Here is an 18,166-nt window from a genome sequence, read left to right as displayed (position 1 = left end):
GTTATGACCTGCGCGAGGTGCACCACGGCCAATCAGAGACGGAGAGGTTTGAGTGATCTTGCTATCATGTTGACGCGATTTCGCTTCTCCTTTCTTCTTTGGTTTATCGGAGTCCTTCCTAACCTTCGCATAAAGGCCTTCTAATCCCTCCTCCTTAAGCGCCGCCGCCGTATCGTCCACCTTCACTCCAGTCTTGCGAAGGTAGTCCAGAACTTTGGCCCGCTTCGATGCCAGCTTCCTAGCTGGAATATTGATCGCACCCATGGCTCGTGCCATCGCTTCGAGAGACAAAATGAACGAACGGTTGCGAGCGTTCTGCTGATTACGTCGCGCAGCATAGAGAAATCTCGTATAGGTATCCCCATTCTTCAGGCATTCGGCAATCACACGCTGCGCCGTCTGCATTGAAGCGTAAACTTGATCGCGGTGGCCTTGGTTTTTCTTCTTATACCTCCGTCCTGCTAAATCCAGTTCCTTGATCAGACTCTTTACCTTGGCATCCAATTTGAAGGGATTTGCCTTGTCATGCCCCTTGCTGGGTGAAGACACGTGACGATTCTTGCGATTGATCATGTCGACTGCCCTCCAACGGGCACGCTAGCAAACCAGCGTGCTTCCTCTTCGAGCGAAATCAGAGTGCGCCGCCCGACCTTCTTCGGATGAAGGCGACCTTCTTTGATTTCCTTGTAAGCGGTGGTGCGTCCAATTCCGTTACGAAAACAGAACTCCTCCAAACTGAAGCAATTTCGTTCCGTGTATTTTTCCGACGTGCCCATAGGCAAAGTCCTCCACAGCCGCTCAATCAAGAGCGGACAAAAATCAGCTTAGGTTGATCTGAAATTTGTGGATTCAACGGTCGGCCGCGAGTTGCAGGCCTATTGCCCGCCGCGTCGAGCCACGAAGTAAGCATTCAGCAACGTCTTCGTGGACACTCGTTGCCTGCAAGGCGGAACTAATGCAATCCGCCGGCAGAGACATGAAGCCTCGACGTTCTAGTCGTCCAGCGACCTCGAGACGTCTCTCCTAATCAGTCGGCCAGTCTAGGATCAGTACGCTGACGCTTCGTCTAAGATCTTTAACGTCTGCGGTGGTCCATCACCGATTACATTACCGTTCAGACGCGATTGTTCCAAGCAAAATCATCAATAGGCGCGCTGGGAGCGCGATGATTTCGCGCGAGCGATGGCACGGAGAATTCAATAATGCAGGCCAAATGGCGAAGGCAGACTAAACGATCATAGAGAGTCGCGTTGCCAACTCTCGTTGTTCATTGCCGTTCGGGAAAGCTCGCGCGCGATCACTTCGTCCCGAACTCAGCAAGAGAATCTCAAAAGTTGGGCGTCCAAGGGGGGTAGAAGCGTGCGATTTCTCGACAAACTGTGTTGAAGAAAATTTGAAGAAGCCGACCAAGGCGTGGGCCGACCGTCGCGTAAAGCCTTGATTCTATTGGCGCTCCCTAGGGGAATTGAACCCCTGTTTCAGCCTTGAGAGGGCGACGTCCTAACCGCTAGACGAAGGGAGCGGAGAAAAAGGGAATAGCCTTGAAATCCGCCGGCTGCAAGAAGGCTTTGGCGGAAGGGCTTGCAGCCCGGTCGTCATTCCGGGGCATGCGAAGCATGAACCCGGAATCTCGAGATTCCGGGTTCGCGCTGACGCGCGCCCCGGAATGACGGCTCGGGCGTTGGTCTCTACGGCTCGCTGACGAATTTCAGCCGTCCGGCCGGTTTCAGCGTCCTGGCGTCGAAGGTGCGGATTTCGGTCACGCCGCCGACATCCAGCGTCACCACCAGCCGGTCGCCCGCGAGGCCGGTCGTGACGATCCGGGCGCCTTTCGGCAGCATCGAGGTGGTGTCGGTGGCGACAACGCTTCCCTCGGCGCGGAAAAGGCGGTAGCCGATGGCGATCAGGACGGCGCCGACGGCCAGCGCCGTGGTCAGTCCCGCAATCAGCATCAGCCGCCGTACCCGCGCGAACAGCGCGGCTTGTTCGGGTGTCGGTTGGGGCGGCGCAACTTCTTCGGTCATTCAGGGCTCTTCAAAGGCAGATGGAACAAGGCTCGGCGTCGAATAGCGGTCAGAGGCTGGAGGTCACCGTCGCCGGCGACGAGGGATCGGTCCGGCTCGACCGCGTGCTCGCCATACGCCAGCCGCAGCTTTCGCGCTCGCGGCTGAAAGCGCTGATCCTGGCGGGTTCCGTCACCGCCGGAGGCGTCGCCATCCGCGACCCCGCTTATCATGTCACCGCGGGCGATACGATTACAATCGACGTGCCGGAAGCGGTCGCGGCCGAGCCATCCGGCGAAGATATCGCGCTGGATATCGTCCATGAGGACGACGACATCATCGTCATCGACAAGCCCCGGGGCCTCGTGGTCCATCCCGCCGCCGGCCACGAGACCGGCACCCTGGTCAACGCCCTGATCGCCCATTGCGGCGCCAGCCTGTCCGGCATCGGCGGCGTCAAACGCCCGGGCATCGTGCACCGCCTCGACAAGGACACCACCGGGCTGATGGTGGCGGCCAAGAACGACCGCGCACATAAATCGCTGACCGAGCAGTTCGCCGACCACGGCCGCACCAACGAGATGCGGCGCGGCTATCTGGCACTGGTCTGGGGCGTGCCGAACCGGCTGCGCGGCACGGTCAATGCGCCGATCGACCGGCATCCCCACGCCCGCGAGAAAATGGCGGTGCGCGATAGCGGCCGCGAGGCCATCACCCACTGGGAAATCCGGGAAACCTTCAACGGGCGCGACGGCAAGCCGGTCGCGGCGCTGCTCGCCTGCCAGCTCGAGACCGGCCGCACCCACCAGATCCGGGTGCATCTGGCCCATATCGGCCACCCCCTGCTCGGCGACTCGGTGTATGGCCCGCACTTCAAGACCAAGTCCAGCCACCTCGGTCCCCGGAGCCAGGCGGCGCTGACCGCCCTCGGCCGGCAAGCGCTCCACGCATATCTCCTGGCGCTGGAACACCCAAAAACTGGAGAGATTCTGCACTGGGAAAGCCCCCTGCCGCAGGATTTACTTCTTCTGCTGAACGCCCTGCAAGCGGCGCTATGACGCAGGCCGGCCAGAAAAGCGCTGGTATGCCAACAGGTTATACCAGACACACGCGCACGTGACGTCAGCAATCCTTCCCTAAATGCCGCGATTTGGTGTATGTTGCACGTGCGTTGAATATCCAACGCGGAACATCGCAGCCCGGGCGGCTTTAACACAGCGCTCGTCTGCCGGGCCCGCCGCTGTCGGGGGCCTGAACCACTGGAGGGCGCTAGAATGGCCCGTACAGCTACCCTGCCGGTTCTCAATGGAGAATCCGGCCTGTCCCGGTACCTCGCCGAGATCCGCAAGTTTCCGATGCTGGAACCCCAGCAGGAATACATGTTCGCCAAACGCTGGCGCGAGCATGACGATCGCGACGCGGCACATCACCTTGTCACCAGCCATCTCCGGCTCGTGGCCAAGATAGCCATGGGCTATCGCGGCTACGGTCTGCCGATCTCCGAGGTCGTCTCGGAAGGCAATGTCGGCCTGATGCAGGCGGTGAAGCGGTTCGAGCCCGAAAAGGGTTTTCGACTCGCCACCTATGCCATGTGGTGGATCAAGGCCTCGATCCAGGAATACATCCTGCGTTCGTGGTCGCTCGTGAAAATGGGCACCACCGCGAACCAGAAGAAGCTGTTCTTCAACCTGCGCAAGGCGAAGAGCAAGATCTCCGCGCTGGACGAGGGTGATATGCACCCCGACCAGGTGAAGCTGATTGCCAAGCGCCTCGGCGTCACGGCCCAGGATGTGATCGACATGAACCGCCGTCTCGGCGGCGATGCGTCGCTCAACGCGCCGATCCGTGACGACGGCGAGGCCGGCGAATGGCAGGACTGGCTGGTCGATAACTCGCCCAACCAGGAAGCCATCATGGCCGAGCACGAGGAGTTCGATCATCGCCGTCAGGCGCTGAACGGCGCCATCGGCGTGCTCAACCCCAGGGAACGCCGCATCTTCGAGGCGCGCCGTCTGGCGGAAGACCCGATGACGCTGGAAGACCTCGCCACCGAATTCGGCGTGTCGCGCGAGCGCGTGCGGCAGATCGAAGTCCGCGCCTTCGAGAAGGTGCAGTCGGCGGTCAAGGGCACCATCGCCCGGCAGGAACAGGCCGCGCTGGAAGCCGCGCATTAATCAGCGCGCGATCCGAACAAGTAATGAAAGCCGGCGGCGACGCCGGCTTTTTTGTTGGTAGGAAGCAACGCTGCGACAACACAATCAACTCGTCATCCCCGCGAAGGCGGGGATCCGGTACCCCGCGGCGGCCCGGCTACGACAGATGTCACCGGCGTACTGGATCGCCCGGTCGTAGCCGGGCGATGACAGCTGAGATGGGGGCAAAGGGGCTCTTGCGCCAATGCCGCTAAACCAGCCCTTCTGTACATGGGGCTAATCCCCCCACTCCCTCGCCAGCGTCGCCAGCGCGCAGCCTTCGCAATAGCGCGCGTCCTTGTAGTCGATCCAGTTGTGCGCATAGACCCGTTCGAGCGGGATGCCGTAGCGGGTCCGAAGCACTTTCAACAATATCCGCCATGCCGCGATCTGCGCCTCGGTGGCGCCGCGCGTCACGTCGGGATAGTTGCCGGCGAACTCCACCCCGATCGAATTGCGGCCGACCACCTGACGGAAGGTCGGGCGGTTGTCGATGTACTTGTTGTCGTTCCGGTTGGCGCCGTCGCCATGCGTCGGCACCAGATGCTCCGCCACCGCCCAGTATACCGTGCCGTCGGTCTCGACCCAGACCGTGACGCCGCGCCGCGTCGGGTTTTTGGCTTGCGCCTGCGCCCCGCCACGCGCCGAGCCGGCCGGCCCCTCGGTCTGGTGCACGATGATGTTTTTCCACGGATGGGCTTTTGCAACCTCGCCCCACGGCGCAAGCCAGACCATTTTGAGGCCCGGAATCTCGGGGGTTCCCGACGCCCGCGCGATGACCGCGAGATCGGGCGTTTGGGCGATGGCCGGTGCAACATTCAGGATGGCGCTCAGCGCCATCGCCAACAGGCGAACATTCATGACCTGGTGTCTAGCACGCCTGCGCGTGCTTGCGCAGGGCTCGTTCCGGCATCGCCGCGGGATCGCTTCCGGGGGCCAGCGGCGGAGCGGGATCGTAAACCGCGTGCCGGTTCTTGCCGTCCTTCTTGGCGGCGTAGAGCGCATGGTCGGCGGCGGCGATCACCTTGTCCGGGAATGTACCCATCTCGCGGGTCCATTGTGCGACGCCGATCGAGAGCGAAATCGGGATATCGGCGCCGACGCAGGCTTGCGCGTCCTCGCGGCAGACGTCGAGGATGCGGCGCGCGATCATCGCCCCTTCCCGCAGCGTAGAGGCCGGCAGCACGACGCAGAACTCGTCGCCGCCGGTGCGCGCCAGCAGATCGCCGGGTCGCAGCCGGGTCTGCGCCATCAGGGTGAAATGCTGCAGGCAGGCGTCGCCGGCGGCGTGGCCATGGGTGTCGTTGATCGCCTTGAAGCCGTCGAGGTCGATCACCAGCAGCGCGAACGGCTCGCCGTTGCGCTCCGAGCGCGCGCATTCCTCGGTCAGGCGCTGCAGCAGATGCCGCCGGTTGCCGACGCCGGTGAGATCGTCGAGCAGCGCGAGATCCGCGACCTCGTTGCGCAACCGGTCCATCGCCATCAGCAGAAAGCCGAAATTCCACGACATCGACAGGAACATCAACGCCAGGATCGATAGCGAATGGATCGGGCTGAAACGGGTGAAGGAAAACTCGACGCCGATATGCAGCAGGTTGCCGGTCACGCGCATGGCATAGATGCCAACAATCACAATGGCGACGCTGGCCGCCAGCCGGGCGCCGGCATTGACGCGGCCGTTCTCCCGCGCCAGCAGCAGTCTGATGGTCAGCACGAACGGCAACACCTGGGCGACCGAATAGATAAACATCCGGATCGGCTGGCTGTCGTAGCCGAAGGTGAAGAGGGTCATGCCCGCGCTGCCCAATCCGGTGATCAGCGCGGTCTGCCGCCAGCCGACCGGCCGGTCGTAGAACCGCCTGACGCCCATCGCGGCGAGGCAGGATGCGAAGATCAGCACGGTACCGCCGGCCAGCAGCGGCAGCAGCGAATCCATCACGATGCGCAGGCTCGCCAGCGACGCGCCGAGGGCCGCGGCAAATGCCGAAGCGGTCCAGAACGGCGCCGCCGCGAATTTCGGATAGCAGCGGGTGACGTAGGCCCAGATCAGGCCCAGCGCGAGAAAATTGATGATGAACGCCGTCCACAGCGTCGGTACACTCAGCATCGCGAAGCCCGAACGCGCATTGCCCCGCCTCCCCCGTTGTCCAACAATCGATCCATGAAACCCCCGTGTTGCGCGCAAATTGCGCCCCCGCCGCTTAACGGACTGTCACCGTGGCTGAGCAATCCTCGCCGTGGTTTTGAAATCGTGAAGATTGCGCGGCGCACCATCGCGCTGTCAGCCTGTACCCGATCGACGCAGTTTCGCAGTTCGCGTTGGCGCGCCGTTAACCGTGATGGAGTGTTCGGAATGCATTGCCGGGCTGAATGGCCGCCGAGAACGCGTAACAGCTGTGGATAACGCAATGACACCGGCGTGACAGCGCGGGGCAGTCGCCCGCGAATCTGTTCGGATGACGATTGAGGCTGTTGCGAGGCCAAGCCCTCCCCGAGCAAGCCTCGTGTCGCGTTTCCACCCATTAAACCCAATGAGGATACTATGGCTAAGAAAGCGAAGAAGGCTAAAAAGGCGAAGAAGGTCGTGAAGAAGAAGAAGGCCAAGAAGTAGCGTTCGAGCCCGGGTGGAGCTTCGGCTCTGCCCGGGCACCCGGCGGCAGATCGTTTTGCGACAGCGGCGGACCTCGGGTTCGCCTTTCTTGTTTTGAGGCTAACCCTCGTTGCTGGCTTCCAGGCTGGATGGGTCGGACGGCTACCGCTCCGCCAGCGCCAGTTTCGCGCCGAGCGCGGCGAATCCGGCGGCGAAACCGCGGCGCAGCCAGGTCATCACCCTGGGCCTGGTCACGATGCGATCGCGGACGGAGGCCGCGAACAGGCCGTAGAGCACGAACACCGCGAACGTCATCGCCATGAAGGTAGCGCTCAATTCCAGCATTCGCGCCAGCGGATGGCCCTCACCGGCTGCGATGAACTGCGGCAGGAAGGCCAGGAAGAAGATCGACAGTTTCGGATTGAGGATGTTGATCAGGATGCCGGTGACGATCACGCGCCTGGCCGACCGGCCGTCGAGCCTTGTATCGACCGCCAGCGCGCCCCGTTCGCGCAGCGCCTGCCAGGCCATGTACAGCAGGTAAATCACTCCGCAATATTTCAGGACGGCGAACGCCAGGGCGCTGGTGTGGAGCACGGCGGCAAGGCCGAGCATGGCGGCCAGCATATGCGGCACGATGCCGAGCGTGCAGCCAAAGGCCGCGGCGATGCTGGCCCGAAACCCCCGTGTCAGCGCCGCCGCCAGCGTGTAGAGCACGCCGGTGCCGGGCGAGGCGACCACGATCAGCGACGTCAGGAGGAAGGACCACGACATGGCGTTGGCCTTATCACGCTGACGGCGGCCGAGGAAGCTTGTGTGCTCCCGTCCGGTTGCCAAAGCCCGTCAGCCCGATAAGGGTTGACCGGCGATGTTCCAATCCTGGAGTGACACCTGATGACTGCGATTGACGGAAGTGCGGCCGCCATCACCGGCGCCGCCAGCGGCATCGGCCGGGCGCTGGCGCTCGAACTGGCCGCGCGCGGCTGCGATCTGGCGCTGGCGGACCGCGACGAGGCGGGACTTCGGACGCTCGCCGCCGAGATCGCCAAAGTGCACCAGCGCAAGGTCACGCTGCACACGGTCGATGTCGGCGTACCCCCTGAAATCCAGGGCTTCGCGCAAGCCGCGATCGCGGCGCATCCCCGCCTCGGCATCGTCATCAACAATGCCGGCGTGGCGCTGATGGGGACGTTCGACGAGGTCGACCAGGCGCAGATGGAATGGCTCGTCAACATCAACTTCTGGGGCGTGGTGCACGGCACCCGCGCCTTCCTGCCGCATCTGTCGAAACAGCCGGAGGCGCACATCGTCAACCTCTCCTCGATCTTCGGCATCATCGCGCCGCCCGGCCAGACCGCCTATGCGGCGGCGAAGTTCGCGGTGCGCGGCTTTTCGGAAAGCCTGCGGCATGAACTGGCGATGACGAACAGCCCGGTGCGTCTCTCGGTGGTGCATCCCGGCGGCGTCGCCACCAGCATCGCCCGCAATTCGCGCCCCGGCACCGGCATGACCGACAATGCGCGCCGGGCGCAGTCGATCGAACGCTTCGACGCGGTGGCGAAAACCACCCCGGCCGCCGCAGCACTTCGGATCATCGCGGGCATCGAGAAGAACCAGCCGCGCATCCTGATCGGCAACGACGCCCGCTATATGGACCTGCTGCAGCGCTTTCGCCCCGGCACCTATTGGGCGGTGCTGGCACGCAAGATCGAGAAGATGGCGAAGGCGGGCAAACAGGGGTGACGTTTTGAGCGAAGCGAAGCACTGCGCTCGCATCACCCCGTTGGTCATCCCCGCGAACGGGGATTAACGGTGGTGGGTGTGCTTCAGCGGTCGTCATTCCGGGGCGATGCGAAGCATCGAACCCGGAATCTCGAGATTCCGGGTTCAGCCCTGCGGCTGCCCCGGAATGACGGCAGCCCTACCGCCCCATCAGCTGGTCCGCGAAATATCCGATGGTCTTGCGATAGATCGAGGACCGGTTCCACTCGCGCATCGCTTCGAAGTTCGGCGTGCCCTCGCTGTAGGGCTGGCCGTTCCTGAAGCCGGAGACGTGCAGCAGATTGGCGGTGGAGGCCAGCACATCGGGAATGCTGTGGCGCAGATCGACATGGCCGTTGCCGTCGAAATCGACGCCGTATTTGATGTAGGACGACGGCAAAAACTGCGTCTGGCCGATTTCGCCGGCGAAGGCGCCGGTCATGTCCTTCAGTGGAAGATCGCCGCGCTGGACGATCTTCAGCGCCGCCAGCAGTTCGCCCTGGAACAGCTCGGTGCGGCGGCAGTCATGCGCCATGGTGGCGAGCGTGCGGACCACCGGCATCTTGCCGATGTCGCCCTTGCCGTAATCGGATTCCAGCCCCCAGATCGCGACGACGATCTCGGGCGGCACCCCGAAACGCTTCTCGATCCGCGCCAGCAGCCCGGCATGGCGCTGCAGCATCTGCCGGCCGATCTTGATGCGCCCGGGACCGACCCGGGTCGAGGCGTATTGCTCGAAGGTCTTGTTGAAGGTGCCGCGCTGGCGGCGGTCGAAGGCGAGCACCGCCGGATCCTGCGTCACGCCGGAAAGCGCCTGCGAAATCACAGCCTGCGAAACCCCCGCCGCCTGCGCCTCCGCCGACATCGCCGCCACAAAGGTGTTAAAGTCGCCGCCGCAGCGCGCGGCGAGCGCGGGGGTGGCGAGGAGCGTGCAGAACGAAACGGCCAGTAGAAGCTTGCGCATGCGAATCCCTTGTGACGGCCCGATTGCCCCGCTTATGCCATGCGAAAGTGGCGCGAGGGAGATTCCCGCAAACCCGGGCATGACGGTGGAGAGTGTAACGCCAGCTTCACTCGCCGCCGTCGATCTGGCGGCCCAGCAGCGCGATGGCCTTCTGGTAGACTCCGGCGGCATTCCAGGCCTGGATGGCGGCGAAATTGGGTTCGCCCGGCTGGTAGCCGGCGCCGGCGCGCCAGCCATGCGCTTTCAGAAAATTCGCGGTCGAGTTCAGCGCGTTGGCGGAGTTTTCCAGATTGCCGGTGCCATAGGCCAGGATCGCCTTCGGCATGAACTGGGTCTGGCCGACTTCGCCATGCATGGAACCGCGCTGCGCCGGCGCGAGCACGCCGCGGTCGATCAGCTGCAGCGCCGCGTAGAGGTGCTCGGTGAAAAAGGCCGAGCGCCGGCAGTCGTAGGAAAGCGTGGCGATCGAGGCGAGCATGTTCTGGTTGCCGCGCTGGCTGCCGAAGCCGGTCTCCATGCCCCAGATCGCGAGCAGCGGCCCCGGCGGCACGCCATAGCGCTGCTGAATCGACGCAAACAGCGCGCCCTGGGATTGCTTCAGCGAGCGGCCCTTGGCGACGATGGCCGGACCGCCGCGCTTGGCGAGAAACTGATCCAGCGACAGCTTGAAACTGCGCTGGCCACGATCGGCATTGATGGTGGCCTGCGCGTAACTCGTCGCCATCAGCGCCGCGACGGTCGAGGCGCTGATACCCTTTGCGCGTGCTTCACCGGCGAACTCTTGTTTCCAGGCCTCATAACCGGCGGCGGAATTGCCGCATTGGGCGGCGTGGACCGGCGAACTCAGGCTTGCGAGCAGGGCCAGGGTTGCTAACGTGGCCGTCGTAAGCACCTTTCTTTTCGTCATCAAGAATTCCCCGGCTTGCGATCAGCTAGGCCGCTACATCCCGAGACAGCGCGCCGGCCGCTTCGATCTCCCGACGCAGCCAACCGGGCGCGGCGTCAAAACCATTCGGCCAGGTCGGCGCGCCATCTTCAAGGAATACGCGCGCGAAAAAGGCCGGATCGCGCAAGGGATCGGCCATCGGGCCGCCCTCGCCTACGATAGAGGTGAAGTCATACTCTCCAGCCATGCCGTCGCTGAACGTTGCGTGTAGCCGGTGTCCACCCAGACACTTGATTTTCGCAACTTTAATCATCGTCGAGACCCGCAATTCTGACAAGCGGCGTACGGATACGCGCCCGCCTCCAATTATCCTCCAGTTCGCCGCGATGCGCCAGTGCCCACTGCTTCACGAGACGCGCGGCGTTGGCGGGAAGGCGGCCTTCGATGACTTCGCCGGTCTCAATCGAGACGTTGGCCTCATGTCCACTATACGTCGCAAAGAAATGCGGCGGCGGATGATCGGCAAAATACATCCGGATGGCGATGCCATAGAAATAAGCAATCGTCGGCATCGGCATCCGTCTCCGTTACGCACGGACCTGTCCCGCGCATCCATCCTCTCGGAACATGGTCTGCCGGATCAAGCCCGGCAACGATGACCCATGAACAGCCGGCCGGGCTTTTCCGTGGCAATCCGCCCTAGCCCTTGCCGCGCCCGTCCCCCCGGTCATAATTTCGGACGTTCCGGCAGGGCATGCTGGCGGCCGGCCCGCCGCGTTCCATGCCCCGCATGCTTCCCCAAAATTTTCAGGAATTCCTTCAATGGCTCCGCACCCGACCGTCAAGCCGCTTTTCCTGCTGCTCGCCCTCGTTCTCATCATGCCGGCCGGCGCCGGCGCGCAGACGCGCGACGTGGCGGGGGCGCGGGATTTTCCCGGCGTCGGGCGCTTCGCCCGCAGCGTGATCACCGGATACGAGGTGAAGGATTTCGACGCCGCGCGGGTGCAGGCGGCGCCCTTCAAGGACGGCCAGCCGGCCGATGCGCGGCGGCTGGAGGGCAAGGTCACGCGGATCGCCTATCGCAGCAATCCCGGCCCCTCGATCCTGGAAGTGTTCCGGAATTTCGAGACGCAACTGACCAAGATCGGATTCGAAAAGCTGCTGGCCTGCGACACCGACGCCTGCGGCGGCATTCCCTTCGTCGAGGCGATCGACGCGCTGCCGATCCCACAGATGTGGATCGACGGTTTCAATTACCAGTATTTTGCCGGGCGCAGGACCGAGGCCGCGCGCGAGGCCTATGCCAGCATCGTCGTCAGCGAGAACAACCGCGAGATCTACGCGCAACTCACCGTGACCGAACTGCGCCCGATGGAGAACAGGATGGTGGACGCGGCCGCGATGTCGAAGGGCCTGCGCGACACCGGCCGCATCGCGCTCTACGGCATCTATTTCGACACCGACAAGGCGGTGCTGAAGCCCGAAAGCCGCCCCACCCTGGAGCAGATCGCAAAACTGCTGGCGGCCGAGGCGCAGCTCAACGTCTTCATCGTCGGCCACACCGACAGCCAGGGGCCCTACGCCTACAATCTCGATCTGTCGCGCCGCCGCGCCGAGGCGGTCGCCGAGGAACTGGTGAAGCACTACCGCATCGGCGCGCCGCGGCTGCGCACCGCCGGTGTCGCGCATCTGGCGCCGGTCGGGTCGAACGGGAATGAGGCCGGGAGGACGCTGAACCGGCGGGTTGAGCTGGTGGCGCCGTAGGGACCATCCGGCCCGGACGCGGCGGCTACGCCCGTCCGACCAAAATGTTGAAAACAACCCCATGCAATGATGGCGCCACGGCCGATTTAACTACCATGATACCTCTATCTTGAAACTTAGGATCCGCTGGCCACCCCCCGCGCCGGCCGGCTGCCTTCGATCACCAGGCGGCGCAGCCAGACCGCACCGGGGTCGCCATGGCTGCGTTCGTGCCACAGCAGACGATAGCCCCAGGGCTTTACCAGCGGCGGCGTCTTCAGGATGACGAGGCCAAGCCTCGGTGCGAGTTGGTGGGCCGCGCGCGACGGCATGGTCACCAGCAGATCCGATGCCGCCGTGATCACGGCCGCCGTCGCAAAATACGGCACCTGCATCGCGACGTGACGCTTCAGCCCGCGCGCGGCCAGCGCGGTGTCGATCGGGCCGCCCTGCCCGCCGAACACGCTGACCAGGATGTGCGGCCAGGCCGTAAAGACCTTGAGCGGCAGGGCATCCTTGCCGCCGCGGATCTGGCCGAGCAGCGGGTGGCCATGCCGGACCATGCTGACAAAGGATTCCCGGAACAGTTCGCGCGCGCGAAACGAACCCGGCACCGGATTGTCGCTGTAGAGCAGGCAATCGACCTGGCCCTCGGCAAGGGTGCGAAACACATCGCGCGTGAAGCTGACCACTTCGATCGCGGCGCGGGGCGCCTCGCGCGACAGCCTTGCTGCGATGTTGGGCAGCACCGCCAGCGCGCCATAGTCAGTGGTGGCAATCCGGAACACCCGCTCCGTGGCGGCAGGATCGAATTTCGGCTTCAGCAGAAACGTCTCGACGTTCCCGAGCAGGTTCGCCAGCGGCTCGATCATGGCTTCGGCGCGCAGCGTCGGAATCATGCCGCTGGCGCCCTTCACCATCAGGCGGTCACCGAACAGATGCCGCAATTTCGCCAGCGCGCGGCTGACCGCCGGCTGGCTGCTGCCCAGCCGTTCCGCGGTCCGGGTGACGCTGCGGGTTTCCAGCAGCGCATGCAGCACCACCAGCAGATTGAGGTCGACCCTAGCCAATTCCGATGAATGCATAACGTGAATTCTATCATGACATTGGCGAATGACACCAGCGCCGGCTAGAAGAACCGGACTGGACGCGGCACACGGCGTGCCGCGCGGTTCCGGAGACATCGATGGCAGCAATGGGTATCGGCCGCCGTGCATTGCTCAGGGCAGGCGTGGCTGCAGCACTGGCGCCGCATTCCGGACTCTCCGTGGCGCGCGCGCAACAGCCGGAAGCGAGCCGCAATGCCGGCCATTACCGCTTCCGGATCGGCGACATCAGGGCCACCGTCGTCAGCGACGGCACGTTGAGCGGAAATCCCCGCATCTATGCCTCGAGCGCGCCGCCGGACGATCTCGGCAAGGCCCTGGGCGATGCGTTTCTTCCCCTCGACCGCTTCACGCTCAATCTGAATACGCTGCTGCTGGAGACCGGCGGCCGCAGGATCCTGATCGAGGCAGGCGCGGCGCAAACAATGGGTCCGAATGGCGGACGCCTGTTCGCCAATCTCTCGGCGATCGGCGTGCGCCCCGAAGACATCGACGCCATCGTGATCACCCATACCCACCCCGATCATGTCGGCAATCTGCGCGGCGCGGATGGCGGGGCCGCCTTCCCCAGGGCAGCCGTGCATGTTCCCGAAGACGACTGGACGTTCTTCATCCGCAACGAGCCGGACCTGTCGCGCCTGCCGATGCCGGAGGATTTTCGCCGGGCCTTCATCGCCAACATCAAGCAAAGCCTGGCGCCAGTGGCCAAATCCGTGGTGCTTTACACGCCGGGCAGCGAGGTGCTGCCGGGCGTCACCACGATCGCCGCCGGCGGCCACACCCCCGGCATGTCGGCGATCCTGGTTCATTCCGGCCGGGAACAACTGCTGATCACCTCGGATGCGGCCTACAGCCCGCTTCTCAACATCGACCATCCGTGGCGGCCGGGGCCTGACCTTGATCCCGAAGCCGCCACCCGGACCCGCAAGCGCCTGTTCGACCGTGCCGCCACCGACCGCATTCCGGTTCTCGGATTTCATTTTCCGTTTCCGGGAATCGGCAACATCAGAATCACGGATGGCGGCTATCGCTGGGTGGCGGCGGGGTGGCGGTTCGAGGGGTGAGCGCGCAGCACGGGTATGCATTGCCGGCCTTCGGCCGGCCGCGGCGTTCTGATAGAAGGGCTTGAGAGCGAAGGCAGGCCAACCGATGACGACGACCAGAACGCCCGATCGCGCGCCGCGCCCCCGCAGGTTCAGGCTGCTGCGCGTGCCGCTGTTCCGGCTGCTCGCGATCAACCTCGCCGCGGGCACCACGCTGGCGACGCTGCTGGTCGGCGGCCTGCTGGCGCTCAATCCCTCGGGCCTGCGCGACCTGATCCTCGCGGACTCCTCGCCCGGCACCGCGCTCGGCCTGCTGCTGTTCGGATTCGTCGTGACCTTCGGCTCCACCGCGATGGGCACCGCGATCATGGCGATCGGGCAGCGGGAACCGGATGACGACGCACCGCGCGGCACACTGCGGCTGGTGGAGCAGCGGGTGGATAGGAATGCGGTGCGGGCGAACTAACCTCGAGAAAAAAGGCGGCGGGCCTTCGCCCGCCGATTTTCTTTGATGGATGCCCGGTAGCCGTCGCCCTTCGATGGCGGCTGAAAAAGCGGCCACTTCCAGCGATAACGGCGAAGCCGTTACGCGGGGGTGACGGAAGCTGTCAGTTGTCCAGAAAGCTCCGCAGCTTCCGGCTCCTGCTCGGATGCTTCAGCTTCCTTAGCGCCTTCGCCTCGATCTGCCGGATACGCTCACGCGTAACGCTGAACTGCTGCCCGACTTCTTCCAGCGTGTGATCGGTGTTCATGCCGATGCCGAAGCGCATGCGCAGCACGCGTTCTTCGCGCGGCGTCAGCGAGGCCAAGACCCGCGTCGTGGTTTCGCGCAGATTGGACTGGATCGCGGCGTCGATGGGCAAGATCGCGTTCTTGTCCTCGATGAAATCGCCGAGATGCGAATCTTCCTCGTCGCCGACGGGGGTCTCTAACGACAGCGGCTCTTTCGCGATCTTGAGGACCTTGCGGACCTTCTCCAGCGGCATGCCGAGCTTTTCGGCCAATTCCTCGGGGGTCGGTTCGCGGCCGATCTCGTTCAGCATCTGCCGGCTCGTGCGCACGATCTTGTTGATGGTCTCGATCATGTGCACGGGAATGCGGATGGTGCGGGCCTGGTCGGCGATCGAGCGCGTGATCGCCTGCCGGATCCACCAGGTCGCATAGGTCGAGAACTTGTAGCCGCGGCGGTATTCGAACTTGTCGACCGCCTTCATCAACCCGATGTTGCCTTCCTGGATCAGATCGAGGAATTGCAGGCCGCGGTTGGTGTATTTCTTGGCGATCGAAATCACCAGGCGGAGATTGGCCTCGACCATTTCCTTCTTGGCCTGGCGCGCCTCGCGCTCGCCCTTCTGCACGCCGTGCACGATCTTGCGGAATTCGCCGATCTCGAGGCCGGTCAGTGCGGCCAGCGACTGGATCTCGTGGCGCAATTCCTTGATGCGGTCCTTTTCGTGGTGGACGAAATTCTTCCAGCCCTTGGCGGACAGTTTCGAGACGCGGTTGAGCCAGCGCGGATCGAGCTCGGAGCCCTGGTAGTTGCGCAGGAAATCCTCGCGCGCGACGCCGTGGCTGTCGCCGAGGCGCAGCAGGCGGCCCTCGAACGAGACCAGCTTCTTGTTGATGTCGTAGAGCTGCTCGACCAGCGAATCGATACGGGCCTGGTTGAGCCGCAGCGACTTCACCTCGACGATGATTTCGTCCTTCAGCTTCTTGTATTTGCGCTCCTGCGCCGGCGACAGCGTTTCGTTCTGCAGCTGGTTGGAGATGTCCTGCTCCTGCAGGCGGCGCAGCTTCTTGTAGTTGTCGGCGATCTTGTCGAAGGTCTCGACCACTTTCGGCTTCAGCTCGGCCTCGATGGCGGCGAGCGACATCTGGTTTTCGAACTCGTCGTCGTCCAGATCGCCTTCGGCGGCGGCCTCGGCCGGATCCTTTTCGGCTTCGGGGGCCGCGGCCGGTGCGGCGCGGAACGGGGTCGGCGCCGGCGGGGCGGCGGGCGGCGCGACATGCGCCGGTGCCGCGGCCGCGATCGCGGCGCCGTTGTTGGCGCCGGCCGGGACCGGCTGGCCGTCGGGGCCGACCGGGGCCGCCAGCAGCGGGTTCATGTTGTTCTTGGCGTCGGGGCCGGCGTAGGTCGCTTCCAGATCGATGATGTCGCGAAGGAAGATTTTTCCCTCGTTGAGTTCGTCGCGCCAGATGATGATGGCCTGGAAGGTCAGCGGGCTTTCGCACAGGCCCGCGATCATCGCCTCGCGGCCGGCCTCGATGCGCTTGGCGATGGCGATTTCGCCCTCGCGCGACAGCAGCTCGACGGTGCCCATCTCGCGCAGATACATGCGGACGGGATCGTCGGTGCGCTCGCCGGGCTCGGATTTCTTGACCTCGGTGACGGCCTTCTGCGTGACCTCGACCAGTTCGTTGTCGGTCTCGTCCTCGGCGTCTTCCTGCTTCTCCTCGTCGCTGTCGGAATCCTCGGCCTCGGAGACGTTGATGCCCATGTCCGAGAGCATCGACATGATGTCCTCGATCTGCTCCGGCGCGGTGGTGTCGGACGGCAGGACTTCGTTGAGCTGATCGAAGGTCACGAAGCCGCGCTTCTTGGCCTGCTTGATCATCTTCTTGACGGCGGCATCCGACAGGTCGAGCAACGGCGACGGCGCGTCCGGGGAATCCTTCTCGGGGGCGTCCGCTGCCTTGTCGTCTTTTTCCTTGTCTTTCGCCTGCAGCGTCTTTGCCTTGATGGCCATTCAATGCTCTCCAAACGCGCTCATGCCGGGGCGTTGCCGCTGCCCGCTTTGAATTGGTGTCGCTTGCGCCCGATGATGTCTGTTCGAAACATCATCGCGCTCTCATCTATTTCGTGCATGATCCTTTCGGAAAACCGGTGCCCATCCGCATCAAGCGCGAGGCAGGCTTTTTCCGGATCATGCTCCGACGCGGAAAGGGCGGCGCACACCCCTCGCCACCCCTCGAAAAATCTCTCGCCGGGTTTGAGCTTCTAGCCCGCGGGCAATTAAGCTTCGATTAACCCTGTCGATCCTGTTTTTGCAGCCAAACCATGGGTTTGGCGAGTCTTTTCGCGGTTCCGGCGGCGGCCGTCCGCAGCATTTTTGTCAGACGCTCCGCTGGGACCGGCCCGAAAGCTCCCCAAAACCCTCGATCAGGGCCTCGGTGCCGTCCACTTCCTCCAGCCGGGCCTTGATATCGCGCAGCCACGCCAAATTGGCCTCGCTGGCCTCGTCGCCAAGCGCCTGCTCGGCATCTTTCAATTCCCTAAGTAAGGAGTGCCATTGACGATGCAAGGAGACCAGCTGGTGCCAGGTGGAAAGAACGTCCTCGCGGGCGGCGCCGAGCTGCACGCCCCACACCGCCTGGGTAGTGATCGCCCGTTCAACCCGTTGAAGAACCTCGGAAAATCCCCGCGCGGCGAGGTCAGCGCGCATTTTCCCGGCCTGTTCCTCCGGTTCCGGGCTGTGGTGGTGGTCGCCGGCGAAGGCGGCGATCACGGCGGCGCGCAGCTTGTTGGCTTCGGGATGGGCCATTTCCAGCGCCGCCACCTCCTCGAGGTGGTCGTGCAGCAGCCAGGGGTGGTTGATCAGCGACTGCAGAATCAGCGCCTCGCGGCGGGAAATCGCGCTGCGCTGGCCGCGCATGATCGGGCTCAGCGCCAGTTGCGGGCTCGCCGCCTGGTAGGGGCCGCGGTTGATGGTCTGGCTGGCCGCCGAGGGGTGGGCCCGGCCGCGCGGCTCGATTCGGCCGGCCGCCCCCGGCGTGAAGGTGGCCCGGGCCGGAAAGCGGCGGCCTGATTCGCCGCCGAAGCCGCCTGGCCCGCGGCCGCCGAAATTGCCGCGGCCGTAGCCGCCGCGGCCGCCTTCCGG

At 64.2% G+C, this 18,166-nt stretch carries 17 protein-coding genes, 1 tRNA gene and 1 pseudogene; 6 read left to right on the top strand and 13 right to left on the bottom strand.

Annotated elements, in window-relative coordinates; genetic code table 11:
* The 3 genes from Q8R73_RS02990 to Q8R73_RS02980 all read right to left on the bottom strand — a co-directional run.
* Positions 1-573 (bottom strand): hypothetical protein (locus Q8R73_RS02990; protein WP_305718066.1); only part of this gene is annotated, 573 nt, incomplete at its 3' end.
* 874 nt (positions 574-1,447) lie between these two features.
* Positions 1,448-1,522: transfer RNA gene (locus Q8R73_RS02985), tRNA-Glu, on the bottom strand.
* Positions 1,523-1,688: 166 nt separating this feature from the next.
* Entirely contained in the window at positions 1,689-2,024 is a 336-nt protein-coding gene (locus tag Q8R73_RS02980) for a hypothetical protein (protein WP_305718065.1), read from the bottom strand.
* A gap of 20 nt (positions 2,025-2,044) precedes the next feature.
* Between Q8R73_RS02980 and Q8R73_RS02975 the strand changes: the two genes are divergently transcribed.
* Entirely contained in the window at positions 2,045-3,061 is a 1,017-nt protein-coding gene (locus tag Q8R73_RS02975; protein ID WP_305718064.1) for an RluA family pseudouridine synthase, read from the top strand.
* Between the two features lie 216 nt (positions 3,062-3,277).
* Positions 3,278-4,177, top strand: coding sequence for an RNA polymerase sigma factor RpoH (rpoH, locus tag Q8R73_RS02970; RefSeq protein ID WP_305718063.1), 900 nt, complete (start codon positions 3,278-3,280; stop codon positions 4,175-4,177).
* 255 nt (positions 4,178-4,432) lie between these two features.
* On the opposite strand, the gene Q8R73_RS02965 is transcribed toward rpoH, so the two are convergent.
* The 3 genes from Q8R73_RS02965 to Q8R73_RS02955 all read right to left on the bottom strand — a co-directional run bounded on the left by Q8R73_RS02965 (position 4,433) and on the right by Q8R73_RS02955 (position 7,559).
* Positions 4,433-5,056, bottom strand: coding sequence for an N-acetylmuramoyl-L-alanine amidase (locus Q8R73_RS02965; RefSeq protein ID WP_305718062.1), 624 nt, complete (start codon positions 5,054-5,056; stop codon positions 4,433-4,435).
* Between the two features lie 10 nt (positions 5,057-5,066).
* A complete protein-coding gene (locus tag Q8R73_RS02960) occupies positions 5,067-6,302 on the bottom strand; it encodes a GGDEF domain-containing protein (protein WP_305718061.1) in 1,236 nt (411 codons plus the stop codon).
* A gap of 645 nt (positions 6,303-6,947) precedes the next feature.
* A complete protein-coding gene (locus Q8R73_RS02955; protein ID WP_305718060.1) occupies positions 6,948-7,559 on the bottom strand; it encodes a LysE family translocator in 612 nt (203 codons plus the stop codon).
* Between the two features lie 120 nt (positions 7,560-7,679).
* Here Q8R73_RS02955 and Q8R73_RS02950 point away from each other — a divergent pair, with 120 nt between their 5' ends.
* A complete protein-coding gene (locus Q8R73_RS02950; protein ID WP_305718059.1) occupies positions 7,680-8,528 on the top strand; it encodes an SDR family oxidoreductase in 849 nt (282 codons plus the stop codon).
* A gap of 178 nt (positions 8,529-8,706) precedes the next feature.
* Here the strand turns inward: Q8R73_RS02950 and Q8R73_RS02945 are convergent, their stop codons facing one another.
* The 4 genes from Q8R73_RS02945 to Q8R73_RS02930 all read right to left on the bottom strand — a co-directional run bounded on the left by Q8R73_RS02945 (position 8,707) and on the right by Q8R73_RS02930 (position 10,974).
* Entirely contained in the window at positions 8,707-9,510 is an 804-nt protein-coding gene (locus Q8R73_RS02945; protein ID WP_305718058.1) for a lytic transglycosylase domain-containing protein, read from the bottom strand.
* Between the two features lie 106 nt (positions 9,511-9,616).
* Complete coding sequence (locus Q8R73_RS02940; protein WP_305718057.1) at positions 9,617-10,417, bottom strand: lytic transglycosylase domain-containing protein; 801 nt, start codon at positions 10,415-10,417, stop codon at positions 9,617-9,619.
* A 25-nt stretch (positions 10,418-10,442) separates the two neighbouring features.
* Positions 10,443-10,709 carry a DUF2442 domain-containing protein gene (locus Q8R73_RS02935; protein ID WP_305718056.1) on the bottom strand — a complete coding sequence of 89 codons (267 nt, stop codon included), beginning with the start codon at positions 10,707-10,709 and terminating at the stop codon, positions 10,443-10,445.
* Positions 10,702-10,974, bottom strand: a complete 273-nt coding sequence (locus tag Q8R73_RS02930) for a DUF4160 domain-containing protein (RefSeq protein ID WP_305718055.1) — start codon at positions 10,972-10,974, stop codon at positions 10,702-10,704. The genes Q8R73_RS02935 and Q8R73_RS02930 overlap by 8 nt, the downstream gene beginning before the upstream one ends.
* A 301-nt stretch (positions 10,975-11,275) precedes the next feature.
* Here Q8R73_RS02930 and Q8R73_RS02925 point away from each other — a divergent pair, with 301 nt between their 5' ends.
* On the top strand, positions 11,276-12,160 hold the full coding sequence (locus Q8R73_RS02925; protein WP_371126017.1) for an OmpA family protein: 885 nt from the start codon (positions 11,276-11,278) through the stop codon (positions 12,158-12,160).
* 116 nt (positions 12,161-12,276) lie between these two features.
* Here Q8R73_RS02925 and Q8R73_RS02920 read toward each other — a convergent pair whose 3' ends face one another.
* A complete protein-coding gene (locus Q8R73_RS02920) occupies positions 12,277-13,209 on the bottom strand; it encodes a LysR family transcriptional regulator (protein ID WP_305718053.1) in 933 nt (310 codons plus the stop codon).
* Positions 13,210-13,325: 116 nt separating this feature from the next.
* Between Q8R73_RS02920 and Q8R73_RS02915 the strand changes: the two genes are divergently transcribed.
* Complete coding sequence (locus Q8R73_RS02915; protein ID WP_305718052.1) at positions 13,326-14,309, top strand: MBL fold metallo-hydrolase; 984 nt, start codon at positions 13,326-13,328, stop codon at positions 14,307-14,309.
* Positions 14,310-14,394: 85 nt separating this feature from the next.
* Entirely contained in the window at positions 14,395-14,754 is a 360-nt protein-coding gene (locus tag Q8R73_RS02910; protein WP_305718051.1) for a hypothetical protein, read from the top strand.
* Positions 14,755-14,896: 142 nt separating this feature from the next.
* Here Q8R73_RS02910 and rpoD read toward each other — a convergent pair whose 3' ends face one another.
* Positions 14,897-17,035, bottom strand: a complete 2,139-nt coding sequence (rpoD, locus tag Q8R73_RS02905; RefSeq protein ID WP_305718050.1) for an RNA polymerase sigma factor RpoD — start codon at positions 17,033-17,035, stop codon at positions 14,897-14,899.
* Positions 17,036-17,401: 366 nt separating this feature from the next.
* Positions 17,402-18,166: pseudogene (locus Q8R73_RS02900) on the bottom strand (DNA primase); the annotation flags it as partial.

This window comes from Bradyrhizobium sp. (assembly GCF_030697065.1).
In the GTDB taxonomy this organism is placed as follows: domain Bacteria; phylum Pseudomonadota; class Alphaproteobacteria; order Rhizobiales; family Xanthobacteraceae; genus Bradyrhizobium.
The sequence above is the reverse complement of the archived record's forward strand: the minus strand, read 5'-3'. Positions and strand labels throughout refer to the sequence as shown.

Coding starts and splice junctions, on each gene's coding strand:
- Q8R73_RS02955 (WP_305718060.1), bottom strand. CDS start 7,559: ATGTCGTGGTCCTTCCTCCTGACGTCGCTGATCGTGGTCGCCTCGCCC.
- Q8R73_RS02925 (WP_371126017.1), top strand. CDS start 11,276: ATGCCGGCCGGCGCCGGCGCGCAGACGCGCGACGTGGCGGGGGCGCGG.
- rpoH (WP_305718063.1), top strand. CDS start 3,278: ATGGCCCGTACAGCTACCCTGCCGGTTCTCAATGGAGAATCCGGCCTG.
- Q8R73_RS02980 (WP_305718065.1), bottom strand. CDS start 2,024: ATGACCGAAGAAGTTGCGCCGCCCCAACCGACACCCGAACAAGCCGCG.
- Q8R73_RS02975 (WP_305718064.1), top strand. CDS start 2,045: ATGGAACAAGGCTCGGCGTCGAATAGCGGTCAGAGGCTGGAGGTCACC.
- Q8R73_RS02960 (WP_305718061.1), bottom strand. CDS start 6,302: ATGCTGAGTGTACCGACGCTGTGGACGGCGTTCATCATCAATTTTCTC.
- Q8R73_RS02915 (WP_305718052.1), top strand. CDS start 13,326: ATGGCAGCAATGGGTATCGGCCGCCGTGCATTGCTCAGGGCAGGCGTG.
- rpoD (WP_305718050.1), bottom strand. CDS start 17,035: ATGGCCATCAAGGCAAAGACGCTGCAGGCGAAAGACAAGGAAAAAGAC.
- Q8R73_RS02910 (WP_305718051.1), top strand. CDS start 14,395: ATGACGACGACCAGAACGCCCGATCGCGCGCCGCGCCCCCGCAGGTTC.
- Q8R73_RS02950 (WP_305718059.1), top strand. CDS start 7,680: ATGACTGCGATTGACGGAAGTGCGGCCGCCATCACCGGCGCCGCCAGC.
- Q8R73_RS02930 (WP_305718055.1), bottom strand. CDS start 10,974: ATGCCGATGCCGACGATTGCTTATTTCTATGGCATCGCCATCCGGATG.
- Q8R73_RS02940 (WP_305718057.1), bottom strand. CDS start 10,417: ATGACGAAAAGAAAGGTGCTTACGACGGCCACGTTAGCAACCCTGGCC.
- Q8R73_RS02965 (WP_305718062.1), bottom strand. CDS start 5,056: ATGAATGTTCGCCTGTTGGCGATGGCGCTGAGCGCCATCCTGAATGTT.
- Q8R73_RS02945 (WP_305718058.1), bottom strand. CDS start 9,510: ATGCGCAAGCTTCTACTGGCCGTTTCGTTCTGCACGCTCCTCGCCACC.
- Q8R73_RS02935 (WP_305718056.1), bottom strand. CDS start 10,709: ATGATTAAAGTTGCGAAAATCAAGTGTCTGGGTGGACACCGGCTACAC.